Below are 21,255 nucleotides of genomic sequence, written 5' to 3' on the forward strand. Positions count from 1 at the left end.
CTTGTGCAGACAGTTAGGAAAAAGTTTAACCTTCGTTTTCTGCAAGAAAAAAATACAGAGTGTTGCAGTATATCTTTATCAAAATTTTGAATAAATGTATATGTGATCTATCCATCAAGGGCTTGGCGTGAATCCTCTGTAGCCATGATTCTTTAGTCAAGCGCCAGCTTCAACAGTTTTGGCAAAACCAAAAAAGGTTATCATGCAAGCTCCGACAAGAAATGAAATTGCAAGAGGAGCAAGTTTTGGCAAAACCAAAAAAGGTTATCATGGCTCCTCTTCCATGTAAAGCCCCATTGCATATCACTGCATAAGGATTTTGCAATTCTCTGCACTTTTATTTTGCAAAAAACACCTAACCTGTCTCACAGAGGGATTTTTCACGGAAATAAAAGGATAAATATACTGATGAGTTTCAATGATGGTTGTTTAGGAATCTTAAACAGGAACGACGTTTAGATAAAAAATTTCTTGAAATATTCGTCAGTAGGTTAAAAAATGCGAAACCTCAAAAAAGATTGATCAAAAGCATTTGCAGACCAGAGGAAACTTTTATCGTACTGCCTGAAGGCCACATTTCGTATAGCCTTTTTAAACATCTACTCTACTATCGGAAATGACAAAATAACCGATGTTCCTTGCCCTTCTTCACTTTCAATTTTCATCGTCCCGTTATGTAAAGCAACAATTTGTTTGACGATTGAAAGCCCGAGGCCTGTTCCCCCTGTTTCTCTTGAACGCGATTTATCTGTCCGGTAAAAACGTTCCCCTATACGATCCAATTCTTTTTTCGGTATGCCTATTCCATTATCCCGAACGATAACAACAGCCCGCTTCTCTTTCTGATACAATGCAATGTTGATCATCCCGTTTTCGAAGGAATACTTAATGGCATTGTCAATCACATTACAAAAAACTTGATGCAGCCGGTTCATATCTCCCATAATGATGATTTCATCATCTAAATCTGTTTTGATGGATATATTCCTTTTCTTCAGCGCAGGCGCAAACAGTTCTAATGAATCAAGAATCAATTGGGAAAAGGCGATCGGCTCTGCTTCAAGAGTCATATCTTTGTTTTCCAGCTCATTTAATTGTAATAAGTCGTTTATGAGCTTCTGCATTCGCGTTGTTTCTTTATTGATGAGCAGAAGATGATTTTTCGCCTCTTCTTTTGATGAATAAGCTTCATCCAGCAAGATTTGCGTGTATCCTCCAATATATGTGAGAGGGGTTCTTAATTCATGAGCCACGTTGGATAAAAATTCTTTCTTGCGCTCGTCTTGTTTTTCAAGAGATTCCGTCATTTTGTTGAAGGCGCTCGCCAATTCTCCTATATCATCTGACGTTTGGATAGGAACTCTTTTAGAAAAATTTCCGCGGCTGATCTCTTTTGCAATCGTTTGAATAGTTCGCAGCGAACGAAAGATCGAATGAATTGAGTACGTGATAACAAAATAGATCAATACGAAAAAGATTAAACCGAACAAGATTAAAATCGGAATGCCTTTACTAAAAACCTCTGGTATTTCGGCTAAAGGAATATAAATATATATAAAACCTATTAAGTTCTGTTCGTGGGTTAGCGGGAATATTGCTCCGACAATCTTTCGATCCAATTCATGAACATAGCCCTCTTTAACTACGTATTGCCCGGATGAGAGCTTTTTCTCATCTTCTTGACTGATCAGATGTTTGTAATCAATTTGATACGGAAAATGTTGATGAAGCTCATCTAATTGATCAACAGCTATTACTTCATAAGGTGAAATGAGATTATACCATTCAATTTTTTCTTTAATATCTTCACTAAGCGAGCCGTAATGAAAGTGAGCAGCTGTCTGCTTTCCTTCAAAAATAAGCCGCTCTTTCACACTGCGAATGTAAAGCTCTTTATATAGGAAGTGAATGAACAGAAAAGAAAACAAGATGGAAAAAATGATGCTGATGAAAAAGAGCAGCAATACTTTCTGACTAACTGAAAAATGTTTTATTTTTTTCAAGACGGCACCTCAAACTTGTAACCGATTCCCCAAACGGTTTGAATTAGATGGCTGTGCTCCTTTAATTTTAGACGAATCGTTTTAATATGAGTATCAACGGTTCGTTCACTTCCTGCATAATCGGAATCCCATATTTGGTCAAGCAATTGACCACGTGTAAATACTTTTCCTTTATTTTTGGCTAAAAGGAATAATAGATCAAATTCTTTTTGTGTGAGCGCAAGCCTGCGGCCTTCAACAGTGACAATCCGGCCTTGAAGATCAAATTGCAACGGTCCAATAGCTGCTATTTTTACATCGCTTGCAATTCGATGTGTTCTGCGAAAAATCACTTCCATACGCGCCAAAAGCTCTGAAGGATGAAAAGGTTTTACTATATAGTCATCTCCCCCAATCTTTAAACCTTTCACCTTATCTTCCTCATTCCCTTTTGCCGTTAAAAAAATGACTGGAGAATCAATTTGAAGATATTGCCGCATTTCCTCGACTAAAGTAAAACCATCAATGTAAGGCATCATGACATCAACGATCAGCATATCCGGGTTTTCCTTTTTTAATCTTTCAAGTGCTTCAAACCCGTCTTTTGCTTCCAAACATATATATCCTTCTCTTGTCAAATACGTTCTAATCAGCTTTCGCATCTTTTCTTCATCATCAACGATTAACACCTTTAAAGACATCAGCCACTTGACACCTTCTCTCAACTTATTAAATGAATTTTCTAATTTATTAATTATAACCAGAAATTATGAAATTTGTTTGAAGTTTTTCATAAATTTGTCCTAGTAAGCTCCGAGCGATAGAAAGGCAAGCAAATGCTTCACATGACTGTCCATCATGTTTAGACCTCCTGCGATTGGATTTGACAAATTGCCAATTTTAAAAGCAAAGGCCAGTAAATGAATGTAAGAAAGGAAACAAATGTAAAAAAATATCCAAATAGGCTTCATAGTTTTCACACAATTATACGCTAACCTTCAATTAGAACAATGACACTGAAAAAAGGATTCCGTCATGAAAAAATTATGGTATTTAATCGTTTTCTTGATGCTTTTTTGGACACATCCATCCAGCATCCATGCCGAAAGCACATTGCAATATCTGATTGATCAAGCTCCAGAGCACTCAATCGTGAGAATACCGAGGGGCGTTTATCATGAATCGATTGTGCTCTCAAAACCTGTTACGTTACAAGGAAATGGACAAGTAACCATTCAATCCTGCCGTAAAGAACCCGTCATCTCCATCAAAGGTCAACGCGTTTCAGTAAAAAACGTAACGGTCATTCAATGCAGCCAAGAGAAAAACGCTGCCGCCATACAAGTATCAGGAACTCATCACCGAATTGAACACGTTCATATTCGTACAAAGGGGATCGGGTTAAAGCTTGAACACGCCTATCACACCGTCATCACACAAAGCTCGATAAAAGGTGAAAAACAACATAACGGGATTGATTTATGGAAGTCAGAACAAAATGTCATTGAAAAAGTCAGAATCGAAAAAGTGAGAGATGGGATTTATATAGAGCAAAGCGATTATACAACGGCCGTCCAAAACCTCATCCAGCAATCAAATTACGGCATACACATTATGTATTCTGACCACATAACAATTCAAAAAAACATTTCCAAAAATAACGTGGCAGGAGCGATGGTCATGGAAACAAAGGGTGGAAAAATCGAAAAAAATGAATTCATTTTTAACAACCGCAATGTTCATGCTCAGGGGATTCTTTTATTTGATGCGACAGAGACAAAGGTGGTCCGCAATAATATTTCTTATAATCGAGTTGGTATTTTTGCCGAAAGCGCCTCCAATAACCTTATTTTATCCAATGAAATGCGTGGGAATTTTATTGGCATTCAATTCAAAGAGGCGAACGGAAACATCGTTTCAAACAATACGTTTATTAGCAATGTAAATGAAGCTCAAGCTTTGAGCAGCTCGGACAATGAAGTGAAAAGGAATTATTGGGACGCCTCTCTAAAGCTTGATGCCGATGGATCCGGTTATAGTGACATACCTTATAAAACGAATCCGTTCTTTTTAAGTTTGACGCAGGATATTCCAGAATACCAGCTGTTTTTCCATTCACCAGGCATGGTTGTATTGCAAAAATTATGGAAAAGTCCAGACAATGAAGCGATGACGGATGACTCGCCGCTTATGACAGCTCCAATACAAGATGAATCAAAGTCATCTTCTGGAGTGATCATTGTTTTCAGTCTTCTCTTGTTTTTAGGAAGCATTACTTTATGGAGGATAGGGAGGAAAAAAGAGGATGTGTAAAATGTATTTCATTTTCATGTTATGCGCTCTACTGATTATCACTGCTGCGTGCGGAAAAAAGGAAGTGTCGCCAAGAGCCATTGATGAAAAAAACGATAAATGCGCTCAATGTAACATGGCTGTAATGGATAATCAGTTTGCAACACAGCTTATTTTAAAAAATGGCAAAACATTCGTTTTTGATGATATCGGATGTATGTATAAATGGAAAAGCGAAAATAAAAATGAAAACATCGAAGCGGAATTCGTCAGAGATTATCATTCGAAAGAATGGGTTGAATCTGATAAAGCAACCTACGTGTATGATCAATCGATACGGACGCCAATGGCCTACAACGTCATTTCTTTCCAAGATAAAAAAGATGCTGAAGCCTTCATTTCAAAAAATAGCGGAAAAATATTAAACTTCGATCAATTGCAAGATCATAGATGGAAAATGAATAAAGAAATGATGGAAAAGAATATGCAGGATGGTCATACGGATATGAATGGCGACCACAGCCACATGGATGAGGGCAATGATCATTCACATGAATGAAGGGCAAATTTATAAGTGCCCTTTTTTTACAGCGGGAGGAGTTATGCGGGACATATGGAAAGCCGAATGGCGTTTGACAATCAGGCAGCGTTCTTCTTACACGTTTGTGTTTCTATGGATTTTCGTTTTATCATTACTATTTTTGTTAGAGCGGAATAACCCTGCTCTCACAGGCTATACAAACATGACAGGCACAATCGCCAACATTGTGCTGTACATCGTACCACTGTTTATGCTGGTGGCTGGATCGTTTTCCATCGCGAATGAAATGGAAAATGGCCAGTGGAGTCTTTTATGCACGTATCCGTTGCCGACTATTGCCTATTGGGTTGGGAAGCTTTGCGGGCAATTGACCGCACAATCTGCCATCTTCAGCTTAAGCTTCAGTTTGAGCCTTTTGGTCGGCACTTTATTGGGAAGTTCATTATCTTTGAAATGGGTGCTCATTTTATATATTTTTTCTATCTCGCTAATATGGTTTTTTCTCGTCATCGGCTTGACCATTGGCTCGTTTTCAGAAACGAGATGGCAAGCTCTCATACTTTCGGTCGGCGTGTGGTTCTTTCTTATCATGATATGGCCGACTGCAGTCATTTCCGTTTTGAGCTTTGTCCCTTATCCGATGATAGCTCCGCTTTTAAAGGCATCTTTATTCTGTAATCCGGCGGAATTGCTCCGTATAGTATTTGTTGTTCAGCTTGACGGCGGAGCTGTTTTTGGACAATCATACGACGAGCTCATCTCTTTTATGCAAACAAAAGCGTTATGGGTGCTGTTCGTCGGTTATATGTTCATCTTTTCAAGCATCATGCTTGCATTTTCCGTCTGGAAGCTTGAAAGGAAGAAAAGACAATGACAACATTACAAGTCTCCGACGTTTCAAAAAAATATAAAACAAAAGTTGTGCTTTCTTCCATGTCACTGGAAGCGAAAAAAGGGGAATGCATCGTATTATGCGGCGGAAACGGAGCCGGAAAAAGCACGCTTCTTCGCATTTTGGCGGGTATTTCAAATCCGTCCTCCGGGGACATTGTTTTAAACAATGTCAGTCTAATTAAAAACAGAAAAAACTATATCGAGCAGATCGGCTACATGCCCGATGATTTTCATGCTCAGCAATTCATGACGCTTCAAGAATTTTTATCATTTTATGCCAAACTGCGGAAAAAAGATCAATCATCTGTACAAGACATTTTAAAAAAAATAGGTTTGGAAGAATTTAATAGAGAACTAGTGAAAAATGTATCAAAAGGAATGAGGCAAAGACTATTGTTAGGACAAGCATTGTTAGGAAATCCAAAACTGCTCTTGTTAGATGAACCAACAAATGGTTTAGACCCATTTTGGATTGATCAGTTTGTCAATTTGATAAAAGAACAAAAGATGAAAGGCACAATCATCATTTTTTCCACTCATATGATGGATGTTGCCGCAGAAGCAGGCGATCAAATTCTGTTTATAAAGGAAGGCTCTATTATTGACCATATGAAAAATACGATTCACAAGGAAAAAACCGCATTGCAATTGTTGAGGTTATATCGACATGATCTATAAAAGTTTTGTCATTGCTTAAAAAAAGGGTGAAAAAAATGGAATTTGAAAGAATAGATACAGTAGCAAAGGATTCAAAAGCATTCACTGATAAACAAACGAAAGCTTCTTTATATAAAACAGTCTGGAGATGGCATTTTTACGCAGGGATTTTTTTCGCACCGTTGATTATTTTTTTGTCTATTACCGGAGGAATTTACCTGTTTAAACCGCAAATTGAAAATTACATGTACCATGATCTTTATTACGTCCAACAAGGTCAGCAAAAAATTCCATCTACAGAACAGATTCATGAAGTGAAAAAGAATTATCCACATGCAAAAATTACAGGTTTTACACCTTCCTTTGCGCCGGACAGATCATCTGAGGTTGAAATAATGGTGAACGGAGAAAGTATATCTGTGTTTGTCAATCCATACAACGGCGACATTATTGGAAAGTTAAATGAGAATGCACGCTTCATGGCATGGGTGAAAGATTTGCATAACGGTGAATTATGGGGCGGCACCATTGGAAACTGGTTAGTAGAGCTCTCCGCTTGCTGGTTCATTATCCTAATTATTACTGGTGTTTACTTATGGTGGCCGCGAAATAGAAAATCTCTTTTTGGGACATTGATTCCGCGAATAAACCTGAGTAAAAGAAACCGCACGTTTTGGCGCGATATGCATGCCGTTACAGCAATCTGGCTTTCTCTTTTTATCGTCGTACAATTGTTTTCTGGACTCATGTGGTCCGGTGTTTGGGGAAGCATGGCACATCGTATCGTTGATCCCATTTCCGGAAACCCGGAAGGAGATCAACCATGGGAAAAATATGCATTTCCTAAATCAACAATTCCAACAAAAGAAATAGCAGATGTTCCTTGGGCAGCTGAAAACTTACCTGTGCCCGAATCAAGTCCCAATGGGGTGAAAACAATTTCTGTTGATAAAGTTATGCAAATTGCAGAAAAAAACAACGTCCAACCGGGATATAGAATTGCATTTCCTGATGGAGAAACCGGTGTATATACGATCTTTCTAGATCCTGCTGACGTCTATCCTAACCGCCCACTGCCTTGGGCACAACAAACGCTGCATATAGATCAATACAGCGGAAAAGTTTTAGCTAAATTCGGATGGAACGACTATGGTGCATTGGGAAAATTAATTTCACTAGGCATTGCATTTCATCAAGGAGAATTTGGATTCATTAGCCAGCTGTTCATGCTTGCATTAACTATTGGCATTATAATGATTGTTGTAAGTAGCGTTATAATGTGGTGGAAGCGAAAACCGAAAGGCAAATTGGGTGCTCCGGCTTTGCCAGAAAACTTTAAAATGTTAAAGGGAGTAGCCGTCATTGTCATTGTTCTAGGTCTTTTCTTCCCATTAGTAGGCGCGTCACTATTGATAGTGTGGGTTTTGGATTATTTCGTCATTAAAAGAATTCCCATTGCGGAACAGTAGATCGGGTAGAAAGCTAAATGGGAGCATCACACGAATAATGAATAAATTGTTATCAACCATTTACTGGCATCAGAGCCAATAAATCATTTCGCCTGTCAGCTCATCGATTGCATACGTCTGATTCCGTGAATCCCCGTCAAGGGAGGAAAGTTTTCAAGTTCGTGCGCGCTGGCAGGCGCCTTCAATGTTGGTACATGCTTTGCAGCACTCCCATTTTACTGGAATAACAAGTATAACTCCTCTATCTCGTCCACAAAATTCAGGTAACTTCCTTTTTACAAAATTGACCTGAACAGCTGGCAATAGTTAGTCATGTAATGAGAGTCTCGTTCCTTCCCGCTTAAAAGGAGTTGGAGGATAGTTTCTTTTTCAGTTCATCTAGCTCTTCTTCAGTTATTTTTGTAACCGACATAATAACTTCCTCTTCTAGCCCTGAACGAAGCATTTCTATGGCTACCTGTCGAACTCCTTCTTCCCGGCCTTGCTTTAACCCTTTTTTCAGCCCTTCCTCCCATCCTGCCCGCCGTTCGCCTTGGAGGTTTGACAATTGGTCCCGAAGCCATTTCAAACGCATTTCGTATTCATAACGGTTTACCGGGTTGACGCTTAAGCTTTCCCATTCTTCCAGCGCTTCACGAATTTCCTGCTCATTCATCGCCAACACCTCCAGTTTCGATTTTTCACTTTTCGCCATCCACTGGAGACATGAAAAAAAAGAATTTAGTTCATACCTCTTTTCACATAAAATGAACTATTCTACTCATGGTCAAAAAAGTCATTCATCCAATAGTTTCTTCTTCAGCTCATCGAGCTCTTCTTCAGTTAATTTTGTAACCGACATAATAACTTCCTGTTCTAATCCGGAACGAAGCATTTCTATGGCTACCTGTCGAACTCCTTCTTCCCGGCCTTGCTTTAACCCTTTTTTCAGCCCTTCCTCCCATCCTGCCCGTCGTTCGCCTTGAAGGTTTGACAATTGGTCCCGCAGCCATTTCAAACGCATTTCATATTCATAACGGTTTACCGGGTTGACGCTTAAGCTTTCCCATTCTTCCAGTGCTTCACGAATTTCCTGCTCATTCATCGCAAACACCTCCAGTTCACTGAGCATAAACTCATCGATTTTCCCCTTTTTGGCGTCTATTGCTGACAGCATCATCAGCCACGGATACTCTGGCAATCGTTTTATTTCTCTGTTATATTTCTTCCATTTTACCATAAACTGCTGTAAATCAATGACGTGAAATTCAAGGTGCGGACTCCAAAGAAAATGTTCTTCATCTTCTCGTATATGGAAAACCGTATGAAATCGCTCCGTTTCATGAGGAAAAAGCCGATAATTAAGGATGGTAATCATAAAGGTAGGGGGAAGCATGCTGTACGGCTGTCCTTTTGCTAATGACCGGGAGAAAACCCTCGCCCAGTAATACAAAATTCGTTCCGGTAAATCGTGCTGATTAACGATTTGAATTTCCACATTAATGCGCTCGCCTCGATCCGTCAGCACCAGTATATCAAGCCGGTTCATTTTTCCATCTTCTGTCTCTTTCGTCAGCTCTGTGCTTTCAAACTGAACATCGACAATGCGATCTGCTTCGCTCCGATGTAAAATCGCATTCAAAAAAGCTATGGTAAGCGACTTGCGGTTCGGGTTGCCGAACAGCTGCTTAAACATGAAATCCATCTTCAAATCGAGGTATTCTTTCATAATGTAGATCGTCCTTTCGATGGAGAATAAAAATGAGAGGAAAACATAAGAGGGGGAAAGATTAAAAATCGTAACAGCTAGGGACAAGTATTAATATTCTTACCAAACAGAACATATGTTCTGTAAATAATATAAAACTACCTATAAGAAATGTCAACCTAAAATTTCAAACTTATTAATAGGAATTTAAATAATGAAGTTTTTTACTAGATTTTTGAACGCTTCCAGCCGCTACAATTCAAAACAGCAGAGAAAGGCATTTTTTTCAGTTTTACTGTAAACGCTCAAGTAATGCTGTTAAAGCCTCACTGCATCATATAACAATAATGAAGATAAAAGAGGAAAAACATTTAGATGAAGAAAAAAACAGAAATGACGGAAACCTTCATCGTTCCGCTTGATACAGGTGTCCAAAAGTAATGCACTTCAATAAAAAAGACCTTGCCAGCCTCCTGAAATGTCCACCTTAAACCATATAGCGTAGGTAGAAAAAAAATACTGGCAAAGTCCAAGATTCATCGTCTTAAAGTTTTCGAATCCCATAAACTGAATAGCCGATACTAAAATTGTTCTAATGAGATTGATTGTCTTAAAGTTTCGAGCCCCTCTCGATCAATCAAATTTCAAAATGGTAGGGATTTATAGAAATCAGTCAAAAAATAGGCAGATAAAAATCAGAAGGTATAGCGGCATGATGTTTCTGATTGCTTGCCGAAGCTCTAAAAAATGAATGTAAATCGTATCAGACTGTCTGTTATTTTATCGAGTCTGGAGGAAGGAAAATCAGAAGAAGGAAGCAACCCCGCGAATTCCTGCTTCATCGATCTCCAGCCCGCTATCAGCAAGATCGTGCTTTGTCCGCTATCGCTTGGCTTATATAAGATCAACAAGCTTTTCCTGCTTCATTCTGTAAATGATGAATATCGTACTGATCGCGATCAATACAAGAAAGGTGCCGATTGTAAGCATAAGCGGATGAAGAATCGCAAACAGTTCGCCAACAAGGTATTTTAAAGTACAATAGCTTAGCAGCACAACGATCGGGACAAGCGAGCCGATCAATGTGATGTAGTTTTGTGCGATCCGTGAGAAAAATACTGAAAAGAGCGCCGCAACAATGGCAACAATATAAATAGCAATCACCGTTGTGATGATATAGCCTTCAAATGTAAAGTCAAACCAAAAATAGTAAAAATTATAGAACGAATTGATGGAAAGCGGAAAAAAAGTTTGCGTACCATTCCCAAGATAGAAAAACCAAAAAATGACGATCTGCACAGTTGTGATCAATGCTGTGGCTGCTAAAGCAGCAAGAAGTTTTGCAGAAAACAAATTCCGGCCGGTTTTCGTCGTGTATTGCAGACTGATCGCATTGTTTAGTCTGTCTGTAATATGAACGCGGCTTGTTACCATGACAACGCTTATAATAATCAAAACCGCCCAAAAGCGGATGAGCTCATTGTAATTTTCATAGACAAGATATGGAAGAATAGAATTGACATCATTGTTTGCCATGATTTGTTTTACACGTTCTTGCTGATCTTCATCGGTATAAGATTCAATATCCCTCCCTTTCGATTCATATTGTTCAATGATATTTTCGAATGCTTGCAGCTCCCAAAAAACATCTGCTTGATCAGCAAACACGACTTTTTCATGAAAATCTGCATACTGTTTATTTGTTAAATCCAATTGTCGAAACTGTTCATATGTTGTAATGCCTAGTTTTTCCGCATCTTGTTGTGATTTTAAATAGGCATTGGCCTCGTCTTTTTTTTGCTTATACCAGTTTTTAAAATGTTGAAACTCTTTTTCGTCCATTTCATGCCCATATTTATTGATCATTTCTTTCGTAATCATAAACTCATCTTTTGCAGGCCGTCCATTAGGGAAATTTTCAAAATAAAAGCTTAAAAACAGCTTGTAAAACAGAAAACTGATGAACAAAATAAGCAGCAGCACCTTCCAATTGAACAATTTTCTTAGTTCGTATAAAAAAACTCTCAATATTCTTCCCCCTAATTTAATGGTTGCCGTTTAAATTTGTACATGCTGAAGAATCCTAATAGAACAAATATGACCGCCCACGCTGCTATCGTTACAGCTTCAAAATATGGAAACATCGTAAAAATGTTGTTTCCCATAAACCATACATGCGGATTCATAATTAAATAAAAAGGATTCACATGCATGATCAAGATAAAGTTACTATTCAGTGAAACAACGCTTGGAAGCCATAAACTAACACCAGCAAACAGAGCAAATGTAAAGAAAACAAGATAGCTGTTTTTCAGCCATATAGATAAGCTGAAGGTGAGCAGCATGTACAGCAGCTGGCTTAATAGTAAACAGCCGACAAATAAACAAACATACTGCAAGAATGATAGATTCCACCACGATATGTAAGGAAAAGGCGTTTCGCTATTAAAATAGCTGCTAATCGGCACAAACAGAAGATTAGAATAATCATAGACAGAAAAGTAAATGATCAATGTCGCTGCGATTAACAACATAACAGCACACACATTAGCGATTACACTTGCAGCAAGCTTGTCCCATAGCAAATTTCTCCCGCGTTTGCTCGTAAATGCAACAAAGAATGTACGGTGTTCAAATTCATAATTAGTTAGCAATGCTGTGATTAAAACGACGAGGATCATTCCTTCAAAAGCGATCGCCCGGCCAAGCTTTTTAAATAGCAAGGAGTGCATTTCATAGACTGATCCTAAATAAAAGAAATGGCGATGTTCACCGTTTTTCACTAGCTGCTGCAGCCGCTTTTCTAAAAGATTGGCTTGGTTCAGCACCGTTTCTTCTGCCTCCCCGCTTAATCCGTATTTCTTGATTTGTTGCCGGGCAAACTCTGTCGCATCCAGCTCGCTGTAAATATCATCGACGCTTTTAGCGGTTTCATAATATTGAGTGAACAAGTTGAGATTGAATAGCCTGTTTAATTCACGATCCGTAAGATGTTGGTACAGAAACGCTTCATGGCCTTTTATAAACTCATATGGAAACTGATACTGCTTCCCGCTTTTTGGATTCAGCTCATTCACCCATACCATTTCATGATCGATTTCTTTTTTCATACCTGCCAATGCTTCATCATCGATTTTCGTCCCGTATTGCTCAACTATGTTTTGTAAAACAGGTAAATTTTTCCGTTCATTTTTATGGTCGAAAATAATCAAACCATTCAACGCCACAAAAAATAATAGTAAAATGATAAAAATCGGCGACTTGACAACTTTTATTAATTCGTATTTGATCATTATGCCAGCGCTCCTTCTCCATATACATGAAGAAATACGTCCTCTAATGTCGGCTCAACACTTTTCCAATTTTCATTTGGCTGTTCGTCGCTAACAAACCGAAAGATCATCTGGCCATTTTCTTGCTTTTCCGAAATTGTTGCAAATCGCTTCCGAAAGATTTCTGCATCCTGAAAATCAGCTGCGGTCTCATAAATGCGGCCGGACAATAATTGGCATAATTCACGTATCGGCTTTTTATATAAAATCGTTTTATCTTTAATCATAATGATTTCATTGGCAATCGATTCGACATCAGACACAATATGCGTTGATAAAATAATGATCCGATTGTTTGCTAATTGGGTTAAAAGCTTGCGGAAACGGGCGCGTTCGGTCGGATCAAGACCTGCAGTGGGCTCATCAAGAATCAAAATTTTTGGATCGTTCAGCAATGCCTGGGCGATGCCGACCCGCTGAATCATCCCGCCGGAAAACTTCCTCATTTTTTTATGCATGACATCTTCAAGTCCAACGAGCTTTAAAAGCTTCGGTATTTTTTCTTTTGCTTCATGCTTTGAAATCCCTTTTAATGCTGAAAGGTAAAGCAAATATTTTGCAGGGGTGTAATGCTTGTAATATCCGAACTGCTGCGGCAAATAACCGAGAAGCTCGCGGTATTTGCTGCCGAGATGGATGATATTTTCTCCGTTGTAACGAATTTCTCCTTTTGTCGGAAAGATGAGTGTGACAAGCATTTTCATCAATGTTGTCTTCCCAGCGCCATTTGGAGCTAATAGTCCGTAAATTCCGTTGTCAAACTGTAAATGAACATTTTCAAGAGCAATAAAATTGCCGTAATATTTGGAAACATGGTCGACAATTAGCATCTTTACAAAACTCCTTTTATATTGGTTTTGACGAAAAACAGCTTAAGCTGATGAACATATATATACATCGCAGCCATCCCGATGATGATGTAAATAAAATACGGAACGTTTAACAAAAAGGCTTGATAAACATAGCTGTTCATGTAAGAAAGAAACAAGTTTGCGGCAATCCAGCTGATAAATAAAGCAATTTTCCCACTTTTTGTCGGTACATAAAGCAATACATACAAAAAAGCAGCAGCAAAAAGAAATAAAGATGCAACAGATAATAAAAAGGCAAAAGGAAAATGAATGGAAAACTCTGTTGCCAGCCAGAAAATGATGACTCCATTGGCGAGCATAGCGAAAATGCTGAACATGAACATACGGAATGCTGCTAATTGATACACATTGTATTTACAAGTCATTTCCACCTCAAACGCCGGCTTTTGCTTTTGGCAAATAAAAAAGAAAAAAACGATGACAAAATAAATAACTGGTGAAAAACAAAAGATGAATGTATATACATCCAAGGCTATCCATGAAAAATATTTTGCGGTTGAAAGAACAAACATAGCGAAAACAGCGATAGTTAAAACAATCGTAAAAGCGATTTCCGTCAGATCACGAAAGACGTTGCGGAAACCGACTTCGCGATACATAGTGAACATATATTGCCAAAAGGAAGGCTTTTTGTTCATGCCTTTTGCAATAATCTTCTGAATTTCTTGTTTGATCTCCTTATCGCTAGGAAAAGGAATTTTTTCGTTATCAATGGCCATGGACATCCTCCTTTAACTGCTCATTGATTTTTCGCAATGTAGAATAATATTTCGTTTTTACGGTTGATTCTTTTATCTGGAGCTTTGCGGCAATCTCGGCAAATGTTTGTCCTGCAAAAATTTTCATTTGCACAATTCGTCGATTCTCATGATCAAATCGTTCAAGCAGGTTTAAAACCTGTTTTACCTCGTCCTTTTGTTCGATTGTAAAAAGCACATCATCACTTTCCCGCTGATCTGTTAACAAATTGACCGTTTTCTTCTGCTGTTTATATTCTTTCGAGCGATAGTAATCGATGATTCTCGCCTTTGCGATTTTATACAGCCATGTCCGGAACGCCGCTTTCCCCTCATAATGGTGAATGCCGCGCAGCATGCTGATGAAAATCTCCTGCGTCAAATCTTTCGCTAATTCTTGATCAAACGTTTGTTTAAATACGAACGCATAAATCTCTTTGTAATAATAAGAGATCAGCTTATTTGCCGCTTTTTCACTTGCTCGCTTCTGTATTGCTTTTATCCATTTCTTCTCTTGATCCATCGTGAAGCTTCACTTCCAATCCCAAAGCTCAAAACTTCTATCACTACCTATATATTCGCAAATAATAAATAAAAAGTTTTGCGAAAATCAAAAAAATTATCCAGCCGCTAGCCTCTCGATTGTTCGAAGCTTTGCAGGCGACGCTTAACGACATATCCTTACTGATTGGACCGGTCTGCTTTATGCACACTAGCGAAAAAACGTTTCTTTTAGAACGGAAGCTTACATTACGAATAAGCGATTGTGATATAATGTGTATTCCGGCATGCAGATGAACGATATGTTTGCTTCAAAATAATGAAACGACTGCGGTTTAAAGGAAAAGCTGCTAAAAAGAATTATTAAAGTCTTCTTTATCTGGAAGCAGTAGTTTCATATTTTTTCAATTTTCCGGATAGACCCAATATATGTGCTTAAAAATCCCATAAAAGTCATTTAACATTTTGTTCCACATACATACAATTTAAATAGAGATTGTTACTAGAAAAAGGAGATCTTTATGAGCAAGATTTTATTATCGAATATGACGGTATATGCTGAAGAACGAGTTTTCAAAAATGGATATGTATTAATAGAAAATGGGAAAATTCTCGAAATTGGTCCTCAAGAAAAGCTGGCTGTTACAGACGAACGGGTTGAAAAAGTTGAAAGCAAAAACAAATATGCAGTTATTCCTGGTTTTATCGATTTGCATATTCATGGAGCAGCAGGCGCTGATACGATGGATGGGACCGATGAGGCAATTCGCAAAATGGCAGCGGCACTCCCCCGGGAAGGAACGACGAGTTTTTTAGCAACAACGATGACAAGCTCTGAACAGCGGATTGAAGAAGCTCTGATCAATATAAGAAAGTACATGGAAACAGCGAATGAACCCGGATATGCAGAAGTTTTAGGAGTCCACTTGGAAGGTCCGTTTATTTCCCCTAAAAGAGCAGGGGCACAGCACTCAGAAAATATTCTCGAACCGAACTTGCAGTTATTTAAAAAATGGCAGCATATGTCCGGCGGAGCGATAAAGCTTGTGACATTGGCGCCTGAAAGAAAAGGTGGAATAGAATTAACCGATTATTTAAAACAAACAGGAGTTGTCGCCTCCATCGGGCATTCAGATGCTTCTTATGCTGAAGCTGCTAAAAGCATACAAGCTGGCATTACCCATGCAACCCATTTATTTAATGGAATGAGCGGATTGCACCATCGCAAGCCGGGAGCTGCTCTAGCAGTGCTCATGCATGATGAGGTGTTGTGCGAAATTATCGCAGATGGCATTCATGTGTGTCCGGAAATGGTGAAATTTGCTTATCAAAACAAAGGAAATGACGGGCTTATTTTAATCACGGATGCAATGAGAGCGAAATGTCTCGGTAAAGGAATCTATGAACTTGGAGGCCAAGAAGTCCGAGTGAATGAAGATCGGGCAGTTTTGCGGGATGGGACGCTGGCAGGAAGTATTTTGAAGCTGAACGATGCAGCCAAATACATGATGGCTTACACCGGATGTACGCTTCAAGACATTATTCAAATGGCAGCCGTTAACCCTGCTAAACAAATAAACGTTTATGATCGCAAAGGAAGCATTGCAAAAGGAAAAGATGCTGACTTAGTTGTTTTAAATGACCGCCTTGAAGTAGTAATGACATTTTGCCGCGGAAAACTTGCCTATTCACAACAAGAAATGTGAATGATGCTATTGCTGCCAGCGAAAGATTACGGTGATACGAGCATGAAAGCAGCACAAATGATTAGGTAAACAAGAACTGAATTTTGCTAAAATGATCCGTTTTTAAAACAGCTTCCTTTTCCATCGTTTCAATAGTTTGATTTAAAGCATCTTGATCTAAACATATATAAGCTCTGAACCCCTTGTTTCAGCAATAATCAGTCAGTCTGGATTATTCCGTAATGACGCTTTGATCTATTTTTCATAGGATTATCTTGTTTTCCCTTGATTTTCGGTTAGAGTTCTCCCAACTGATTATATTTTACTGGATTCAATTCTTTTAAATGGCTATCACAGTGTAAATGTCAAACCCGAGTTCGACAGTCACTAGGCAAATCGAGTAGGAGGGGGTGACTAACCCCCGACCTCTCACACCACCGTACGTACCGTTCGGTATACGGCGGTTCAATTAAGTATGACGTAGTGCTTGATATCTTTCGAATAGACTTCTTAACCCTCGACGCTTCCAATAGGAGTTGTCGAGGGTTTTGTGTAGAATGGGACTGCAGGCAATCCGCCAATATTTCTTGCGTGTATTGCCCCATTCGAATGCTTTATGGCTTGGAACTTCTAATCCTCTGAGTTTCCGAATTCTTGTTTTCGGGGTTTTCCATTCTTTCCACAAACACATCCGAAGCCTTCGTCTAATCCATTCATCAAATTCTTTGAACTTACTTGGTGTTTCTGCCAAGGCAAAATATCCGCACCATCCCATTAAATACTTGTTCAGTTTCTCAATCCTTTTCTCCATTGGATACGGTTTCGACCTTGATGTAATTTCACGGATCTTGTTCTTCAAACGTTTCACACTTTCGTTCGCAATCCGTACCTTTGGAGTCTTATTGAGTGTGAAGCTGAAACCGAGAAACTTCCGTTTCCAAGGACGGTCTACCGCCGATTTCTCTTTATTTACCTTGAGCTTTAACTCCTTCTCGATAAAGTTCGTAATGGAATTCATGACACGAATTCCTGCTTTCTTTGTTTTCACATAGATGTTACAGTCATCCGCATACCGAACAAACTTATGTCCACGTTTCTCAAGCTCTTTATCCAATTCATGAAGCATGATGTTTGATAAAAGTGGACTAAGCGGGCCGCCTTGAGGCGTTCCCATGTCCGTTTCCATTACCACTCCATTGATCATCACGCCTGATTGAAGATACCGGCGAATTACCTTCAGTAGAATTCGATCTTTGATCGTTTTCGCCAAGATCCCCATCAGTTTGTCGTGATTCACCTTGTCAAAGAATTTCTCTAGGTCTATATCGACTACCCAACGATATCCTTCTTTGATATAACCCTTTGCTTCCCTAACCGCATCATGTCCCCTTCTACCTGGTCGGAAACCATAGCTATGGTTCGAGAAGGTCGGATCAAAGATTTTCGTCAACACTTGGGCAATCGCTTGTTGGATGAAACGATCCGTCACGGTAGGGATCCCTAGAAGCCTTACTCCACCGTTCGGTTTCGGGATTTCGACTCGACGGACGGGTAAGGGCTTGTAGGTTCCTTCTCTCAACGACTGTCGAATGGAGTCCCAATTTTCGTAGAGGTGTCTTCGTAGGTCTTTTACGGACATGCCATCTACTCCGTGACCTCCTTTATTCTGTTCGACTCGTTTCAGTGCCGCCAGGAGATTTTCCCGTGACAAAATCATTTCCATCAACATTGATATCCTCTCCACGTGAACGAATTCTTCTATTTGTGCCATCTTCTGCTCCACCCTCTTGAAGTCCCCCGTGGGATTCACCACTTCCTCCTTCAAGTAAGTCCTATCGGATTGTCTGCTTCCACACAGAAGATGAACGCCTAGCGATTCGTTCTCCTTAATTGTTCAGTCCTTCCTCTTCCATCTCGAGCTTGAAAGAGTACTATGACTTCTGCTGACTTCTGACTGTTCAGCTATCTATCACTAGATAGGTTACCAAGGTTACTTGGCGTGCCAGCCAGACCTCCCCGGGTAAGAGTGTAATCTTTCCTTCCATCCATCTGCTTCATTTACTCTGTATCACCTTCGGCAGAAAGGGCTTTGTTTTGTTGTGCAAACTCACCCAGTGATACCTAGCCTCATATGAAGTTCGTGTTCCGAGAGACCTTAAAGTTTGCCGCTCGCTTCCTTCAGATTCCGCGTCACCACAGACACCCTTGCGTTAAGCTAACTGCTACTTCTGCCTTCGCAGCTCGGGACTTTCACCCTATAGATTACACCCATGCCGGGCGCACACAAAAGAAAGCTTGTCGTCTTTTTCACGCAAGCTTTCTTTTACAATAGTAAAGTATTCTCTGATAAACTGTTGTAACCGCCTGATAACTTTGAACATTTTTTGCTAATTAGTAGTGGACACTTTACTGAAAGTTAGTGCTGGCATTTTGTCACTTTACTTGGAGCCTCTGCGGACAAGATTATTAGCCAGGAAGCCAGATATATCAATGAATCTGGCTCAGCCGACAAAGGCTATCATGCCCACCTCTCCAAATAAAGTGCACGTCTCTACTGGAAAAAAGTGTTCAATCTTATTCAGCATTTTTAGGTAAGAAAGTGTTCATTTCTATTTGGCGGTTACAACTGTCGGATCTCAATATTAATTGTATAAATTAATCTTTGTTTTCTGCTATTTCTTTATAATATTTTTTGAAACTATACCCTTTAAAATTAAAATTCCGTATTTTATCTGTATGTTACTTTTAATACCATTACGATTACATAATGTCTTCTTTTTTCTTTACCCACCTTGTGAGTTATTCATTTTATAGTGCATACCAATATTTTATAAAAGCGGCTATCAACTTTGACGAAAACCTGAATTATCTAAAAAGAATTCTCAAAATCTTCTTTATCCGGAAGCAGTAGTTTAATGTTTTTTTCTTCCAGTTGTTTTTTCCAATTTTTAGGGCAGTCCCAATCTGATATTATGATAGACACTTTGTCAAGTGGGCATATATGTGCGAAAGTGGATTCACCTAATTTCGTATGATCTGCTAATACGATGAGTTCTTCTGATCGTTCTATCATAATGTTTGAAATATGTGCTTGGTTCAAGTCATAGTCTGTGATGCCTTCTTTGAGAGAAACTCCGCCTGCCGAAATAAACGCTTTATTTGCTTTTAGTTTATATAATGCTGTTTCTGCAAGCGGCCCCGTTGTTGACTTCTGGTTTATATCAACTTCTCCGCCTATAAAAATAATTTTGCCTTTAAAAACTTCAGTCGCCAACAACATTGCCGGCCCTGAATGTGTAATAAGAGTAACGTTTTTTTTGTTTCCTAAATACCGTATCATTTCCAACGGAGTTGTTCCATTCCCGACCATTATGATATCTCCATCATTAACAAGAGAAGCAGCCATTTTGCCGATCACTCTTTTTTGCTTCGAGTTAATGGCAGACTTTTCATCAAATGGAGGCTCCCACGGAAAAGAAGCAGCTAGAACAGCTCCGCCGTATACTTTTTTCAACCTCCCCTCCTTTTCTAATCGGTCCAAGTCCCGTCTAATCGTTTCAGTTGATACATCGAGTGTTTCTGCTAACTCAGAAACATGTAATTTTTCTTCATCTGCCAACTTTTTTAGTATAAATTTTTTTCTTCGTTCAAACGCCAGTGACACAAAAAATCCCTCCAAATTTTCAGCATTCAGGAGCTGTCCCGTGAGTGATTATTCCGCTTATGAATACCTCTTTTAATTTCAAAAACTTGAAATAAAACATTTCTTAATTTTTAATGTCCTATTGGGACTTCCTCCTATCTACCATTCATAAAATTAGATGCTTCCATTAAGCCATAGCATCTAAGCTTTCAGGAATCGTTTGCCCTCCATCTACTATAATCGATTGTCCAGTAATGTAGCCTGCCTCTTTTGAAGCGAGAAAACATGCAGCATAAGCAATATCGTCAACATGTCCAAGTCTTTTTAATGGAATAGAAGCAGCCATTTCATTAAGATAATTTTCACCTAAATTCTCTAAACCTTCAGTAACGATATTCCCTGGCAGTACAGCGTTAATGGTAATATTGTATTTAGCTAGTTCTAGCGCAGCTGATTTCATAAATCCTAGTTGTGCTGCTTTGCTCGCTCCATAGTGAGACCATCCTTTGTAACCTGTTAAAGGGCCTGTAATGGAAGATGTCAGAATAATTCTTCCGTATTCTGCATTTTTAAGATAAGGGAGGGAGGCCTGTATCGCGTACAAACTCCCTTTGGCGTTTGTATTCATTACAGTATCCCATTCTTCACCCGTCATCTCCTCAATTGCTGCACTTGGGAAAATTCCTGCATTTGAACATAGTATATCTATTCCACCAAACATATCTGCTACAGACTGTGCAACTTTTTTCATCGAATCCAGATCTGCAACATCTCCTTGAAAGCTATTTGCACTTCCACCGTCTTTTCTAATCTGTTCAGCACATCTCTCTGCCGCTTCGGCATTTCTAGCTACGACCGCTACATTTGCACCTTGTTTTGCGAAAACGACTGAGATTCCTTTTCCAATACCTTTGCTTCCTCCAGTTACCATAACGGTCTTTCCTGCCAATGACGTAAACATGG

The 21,255-nt window shown here is 39.1% G+C and carries 18 protein-coding genes; 6 read left to right on the plus strand and 12 right to left on the minus strand.

Annotated elements, in window-relative coordinates:
* Window positions 1-599: 599 nt before the first annotated feature.
* Complete coding sequence (locus tag NSS70_RS18785) at window positions 600-2,003, minus strand: sensor histidine kinase (RefSeq protein WP_066251154.1); 1,404 nt, start codon at window positions 2,001-2,003, stop codon at window positions 600-602.
* Window positions 2,000-2,683 carry a response regulator transcription factor gene (locus NSS70_RS18790; RefSeq protein ID WP_339197801.1) on the minus strand — a complete coding sequence of 228 codons (684 nt, stop codon included), beginning with the start codon at window positions 2,681-2,683 and terminating at the stop codon, window positions 2,000-2,002. The genes NSS70_RS18785 and NSS70_RS18790 overlap by 4 nt, the downstream gene beginning before the upstream one ends.
* 334 nt (window positions 2,684-3,017) lie before the next feature.
* Here NSS70_RS18790 and NSS70_RS18795 point away from each other — a divergent pair, with 334 nt between their 5' ends.
* Genes NSS70_RS18795 through NSS70_RS18815 form a run of 5 tightly spaced genes read left to right on the plus strand, consistent with a single transcriptional unit; the run spans window position 3,018 to window position 7,835 of the window.
* Window positions 3,018-4,295, plus strand: a complete 1,278-nt coding sequence (locus NSS70_RS18795; protein ID WP_340882256.1) for a right-handed parallel beta-helix repeat-containing protein — start codon at window positions 3,018-3,020, stop codon at window positions 4,293-4,295.
* Window positions 4,288-4,833: a nitrous oxide reductase accessory protein NosL gene (locus tag NSS70_RS18800; protein WP_340882257.1), complete on the plus strand. Its 546-nt coding sequence runs from the start codon at window positions 4,288-4,290 to the stop codon at window positions 4,831-4,833. The genes NSS70_RS18795 and NSS70_RS18800 overlap by 8 nt, the downstream gene beginning before the upstream one ends.
* A 43-nt stretch (window positions 4,834-4,876) precedes the next feature.
* Window positions 4,877-5,689 (plus strand): ABC transporter permease, encoded by an 813-nt coding sequence (locus tag NSS70_RS18805; RefSeq protein ID WP_063388922.1) that lies wholly within the window; start codon window positions 4,877-4,879, stop codon window positions 5,687-5,689.
* Complete coding sequence (locus tag NSS70_RS18810) at window positions 5,686-6,387, plus strand: ABC transporter ATP-binding protein (protein ID WP_340882259.1); 702 nt, start codon at window positions 5,686-5,688, stop codon at window positions 6,385-6,387. The genes NSS70_RS18805 and NSS70_RS18810 overlap by 4 nt, the downstream gene beginning before the upstream one ends.
* Window positions 6,388-6,422: 35 nt before the next feature.
* Complete coding sequence (locus tag NSS70_RS18815; protein WP_340882261.1) at window positions 6,423-7,835, plus strand: PepSY-associated TM helix domain-containing protein; 1,413 nt, start codon at window positions 6,423-6,425, stop codon at window positions 7,833-7,835.
* Window positions 7,836-8,175: 340 nt separating this feature from the next.
* Here NSS70_RS18815 and NSS70_RS18820 read toward each other — a convergent pair whose 3' ends face one another.
* The 7 genes from NSS70_RS18820 to NSS70_RS18850 form a co-directional block, all read right to left on the minus strand.
* Window positions 8,176-8,490: a hypothetical protein gene (locus NSS70_RS18820; RefSeq protein WP_340882263.1), complete on the minus strand. Its 315-nt coding sequence runs from the start codon at window positions 8,488-8,490 to the stop codon at window positions 8,176-8,178.
* A 120-nt stretch (window positions 8,491-8,610) separates the two neighbouring features.
* Window positions 8,611-9,546, minus strand: a complete 936-nt coding sequence (locus NSS70_RS18825) for an Rpn family recombination-promoting nuclease/putative transposase (protein ID WP_340882578.1) — start codon at window positions 9,544-9,546, stop codon at window positions 8,611-8,613.
* Between the two features lie 870 nt (window positions 9,547-10,416).
* Window positions 10,417-11,550 carry a hypothetical protein gene (locus NSS70_RS18830; protein WP_340882265.1) on the minus strand — a complete coding sequence of 378 codons (1,134 nt, stop codon included), beginning with the start codon at window positions 11,548-11,550 and terminating at the stop codon, window positions 10,417-10,419.
* An 11-nt stretch (window positions 11,551-11,561) separates the two neighbouring features.
* Window positions 11,562-12,815, minus strand: coding sequence for a hypothetical protein (locus tag NSS70_RS18835; RefSeq protein ID WP_340882267.1), 1,254 nt, complete (start codon window positions 12,813-12,815; stop codon window positions 11,562-11,564).
* Window positions 12,815-13,684, minus strand: coding sequence for an ABC transporter ATP-binding protein (locus NSS70_RS18840; RefSeq protein ID WP_117017573.1), 870 nt, complete (start codon window positions 13,682-13,684; stop codon window positions 12,815-12,817). The genes NSS70_RS18835 and NSS70_RS18840 overlap by 1 nt, the downstream gene beginning before the upstream one ends.
* A 2-nt stretch (window positions 13,685-13,686) precedes the next feature.
* Window positions 13,687-14,445, minus strand: a complete 759-nt coding sequence (locus NSS70_RS18845) for a hypothetical protein (protein ID WP_340882270.1) — start codon at window positions 14,443-14,445, stop codon at window positions 13,687-13,689.
* Window positions 14,435-14,986, minus strand: coding sequence for an RNA polymerase sigma factor (locus NSS70_RS18850; protein ID WP_063388899.1), 552 nt, complete (start codon window positions 14,984-14,986; stop codon window positions 14,435-14,437). Before NSS70_RS18850 ends, NSS70_RS18845 begins: the two co-directional genes overlap by 11 nt.
* A 499-nt stretch (window positions 14,987-15,485) precedes the next feature.
* Between NSS70_RS18850 and nagA the strand changes: the two genes are divergently transcribed.
* Window positions 15,486-16,670: an N-acetylglucosamine-6-phosphate deacetylase gene (nagA, locus tag NSS70_RS18855; protein WP_340882272.1), complete on the plus strand. Its 1,185-nt coding sequence runs from the start codon at window positions 15,486-15,488 to the stop codon at window positions 16,668-16,670.
* A 448-nt stretch (window positions 16,671-17,118) separates the two neighbouring features.
* On the opposite strand, the gene ltrA is transcribed toward nagA, so the two are convergent.
* The 3 genes from ltrA to fabG all read right to left on the minus strand — a co-directional run bounded on the left by ltrA (window position 17,119) and on the right by fabG (window position 21,253).
* Window positions 17,119-18,378: a group II intron reverse transcriptase/maturase gene (gene ltrA, locus NSS70_RS18860; RefSeq protein ID WP_094245397.1), complete on the minus strand. Its 1,260-nt coding sequence runs from the start codon at window positions 18,376-18,378 to the stop codon at window positions 17,119-17,121.
* 1,140 nt (window positions 18,379-19,518) lie between these two features.
* Window positions 19,519-20,313: a DeoR/GlpR family DNA-binding transcription regulator gene (locus NSS70_RS18865; RefSeq protein ID WP_340882274.1), complete on the minus strand. Its 795-nt coding sequence runs from the start codon at window positions 20,311-20,313 to the stop codon at window positions 19,519-19,521.
* A gap of 166 nt (window positions 20,314-20,479) precedes the next feature.
* Window positions 20,480-21,253, minus strand: coding sequence for a 3-oxoacyl-ACP reductase FabG (gene fabG, locus NSS70_RS18870; protein ID WP_340882276.1), 774 nt, complete (start codon window positions 21,251-21,253; stop codon window positions 20,480-20,482).
* Between the last annotated feature and the right edge of the window lie 2 nt (window positions 21,254-21,255).

The sequence above is a fragment of the Aeribacillus sp. FSL K6-2848 genome, from assembly GCF_038004325.1.
Classification (GTDB): Bacteria; Bacillota; Bacilli; order Bacillales; family Aeribacillaceae; genus Aeribacillus; species Aeribacillus composti.

Excerpts from the sequence above, each read along its gene's own strand:
- NSS70_RS18800 (WP_340882257.1), top strand. The coding sequence starts at position 4,288 with ATGTGTAAAATGTATTTCATTTTCATGTTATGCGCTCTACTGATTATC.
- nagA (WP_340882272.1), top strand. The coding sequence starts at position 15,486 with ATGAGCAAGATTTTATTATCGAATATGACGGTATATGCTGAAGAACGA.
- NSS70_RS18810 (WP_340882259.1), top strand. The coding sequence starts at position 5,686 with ATGACAACATTACAAGTCTCCGACGTTTCAAAAAAATATAAAACAAAA.
- NSS70_RS18790 (WP_339197801.1), bottom strand. The coding sequence starts at position 2,683 with ATGTCTTTAAAGGTGTTAATCGTTGATGATGAAGAAAAGATGCGAAAG.
- fabG (WP_340882276.1), bottom strand. The coding sequence starts at position 21,253 with ATGTTTACGTCATTGGCAGGAAAGACCGTTATGGTAACTGGAGGAAGC.
- NSS70_RS18795 (WP_340882256.1), top strand. The coding sequence starts at position 3,018 with ATGAAAAAATTATGGTATTTAATCGTTTTCTTGATGCTTTTTTGGACA.
- NSS70_RS18835 (WP_340882267.1), bottom strand. The coding sequence starts at position 12,815 with ATGATCAAATACGAATTAATAAAAGTTGTCAAGTCGCCGATTTTTATC.
- NSS70_RS18845 (WP_340882270.1), bottom strand. The coding sequence starts at position 14,445 with ATGGCCATTGATAACGAAAAAATTCCTTTTCCTAGCGATAAGGAGATC.
- NSS70_RS18805 (WP_063388922.1), top strand. The coding sequence starts at position 4,877 with ATGCGGGACATATGGAAAGCCGAATGGCGTTTGACAATCAGGCAGCGT.
- NSS70_RS18840 (WP_117017573.1), bottom strand. The coding sequence starts at position 13,684 with ATGCTAATTGTCGACCATGTTTCCAAATATTACGGCAATTTTATTGCT.
- NSS70_RS18815 (WP_340882261.1), top strand. The coding sequence starts at position 6,423 with ATGGAATTTGAAAGAATAGATACAGTAGCAAAGGATTCAAAAGCATTC.
- ltrA (WP_094245397.1), bottom strand. The coding sequence starts at position 18,378 with ATGTTGATGGAAATGATTTTGTCACGGGAAAATCTCCTGGCGGCACTG.
- NSS70_RS18850 (WP_063388899.1), bottom strand. The coding sequence starts at position 14,986 with ATGGATCAAGAGAAGAAATGGATAAAAGCAATACAGAAGCGAGCAAGT.
- NSS70_RS18820 (WP_340882263.1), bottom strand. The coding sequence starts at position 8,490 with ATGAATGAGCAGGAAATTCGTGAAGCGCTGGAAGAATGGGAAAGCTTA.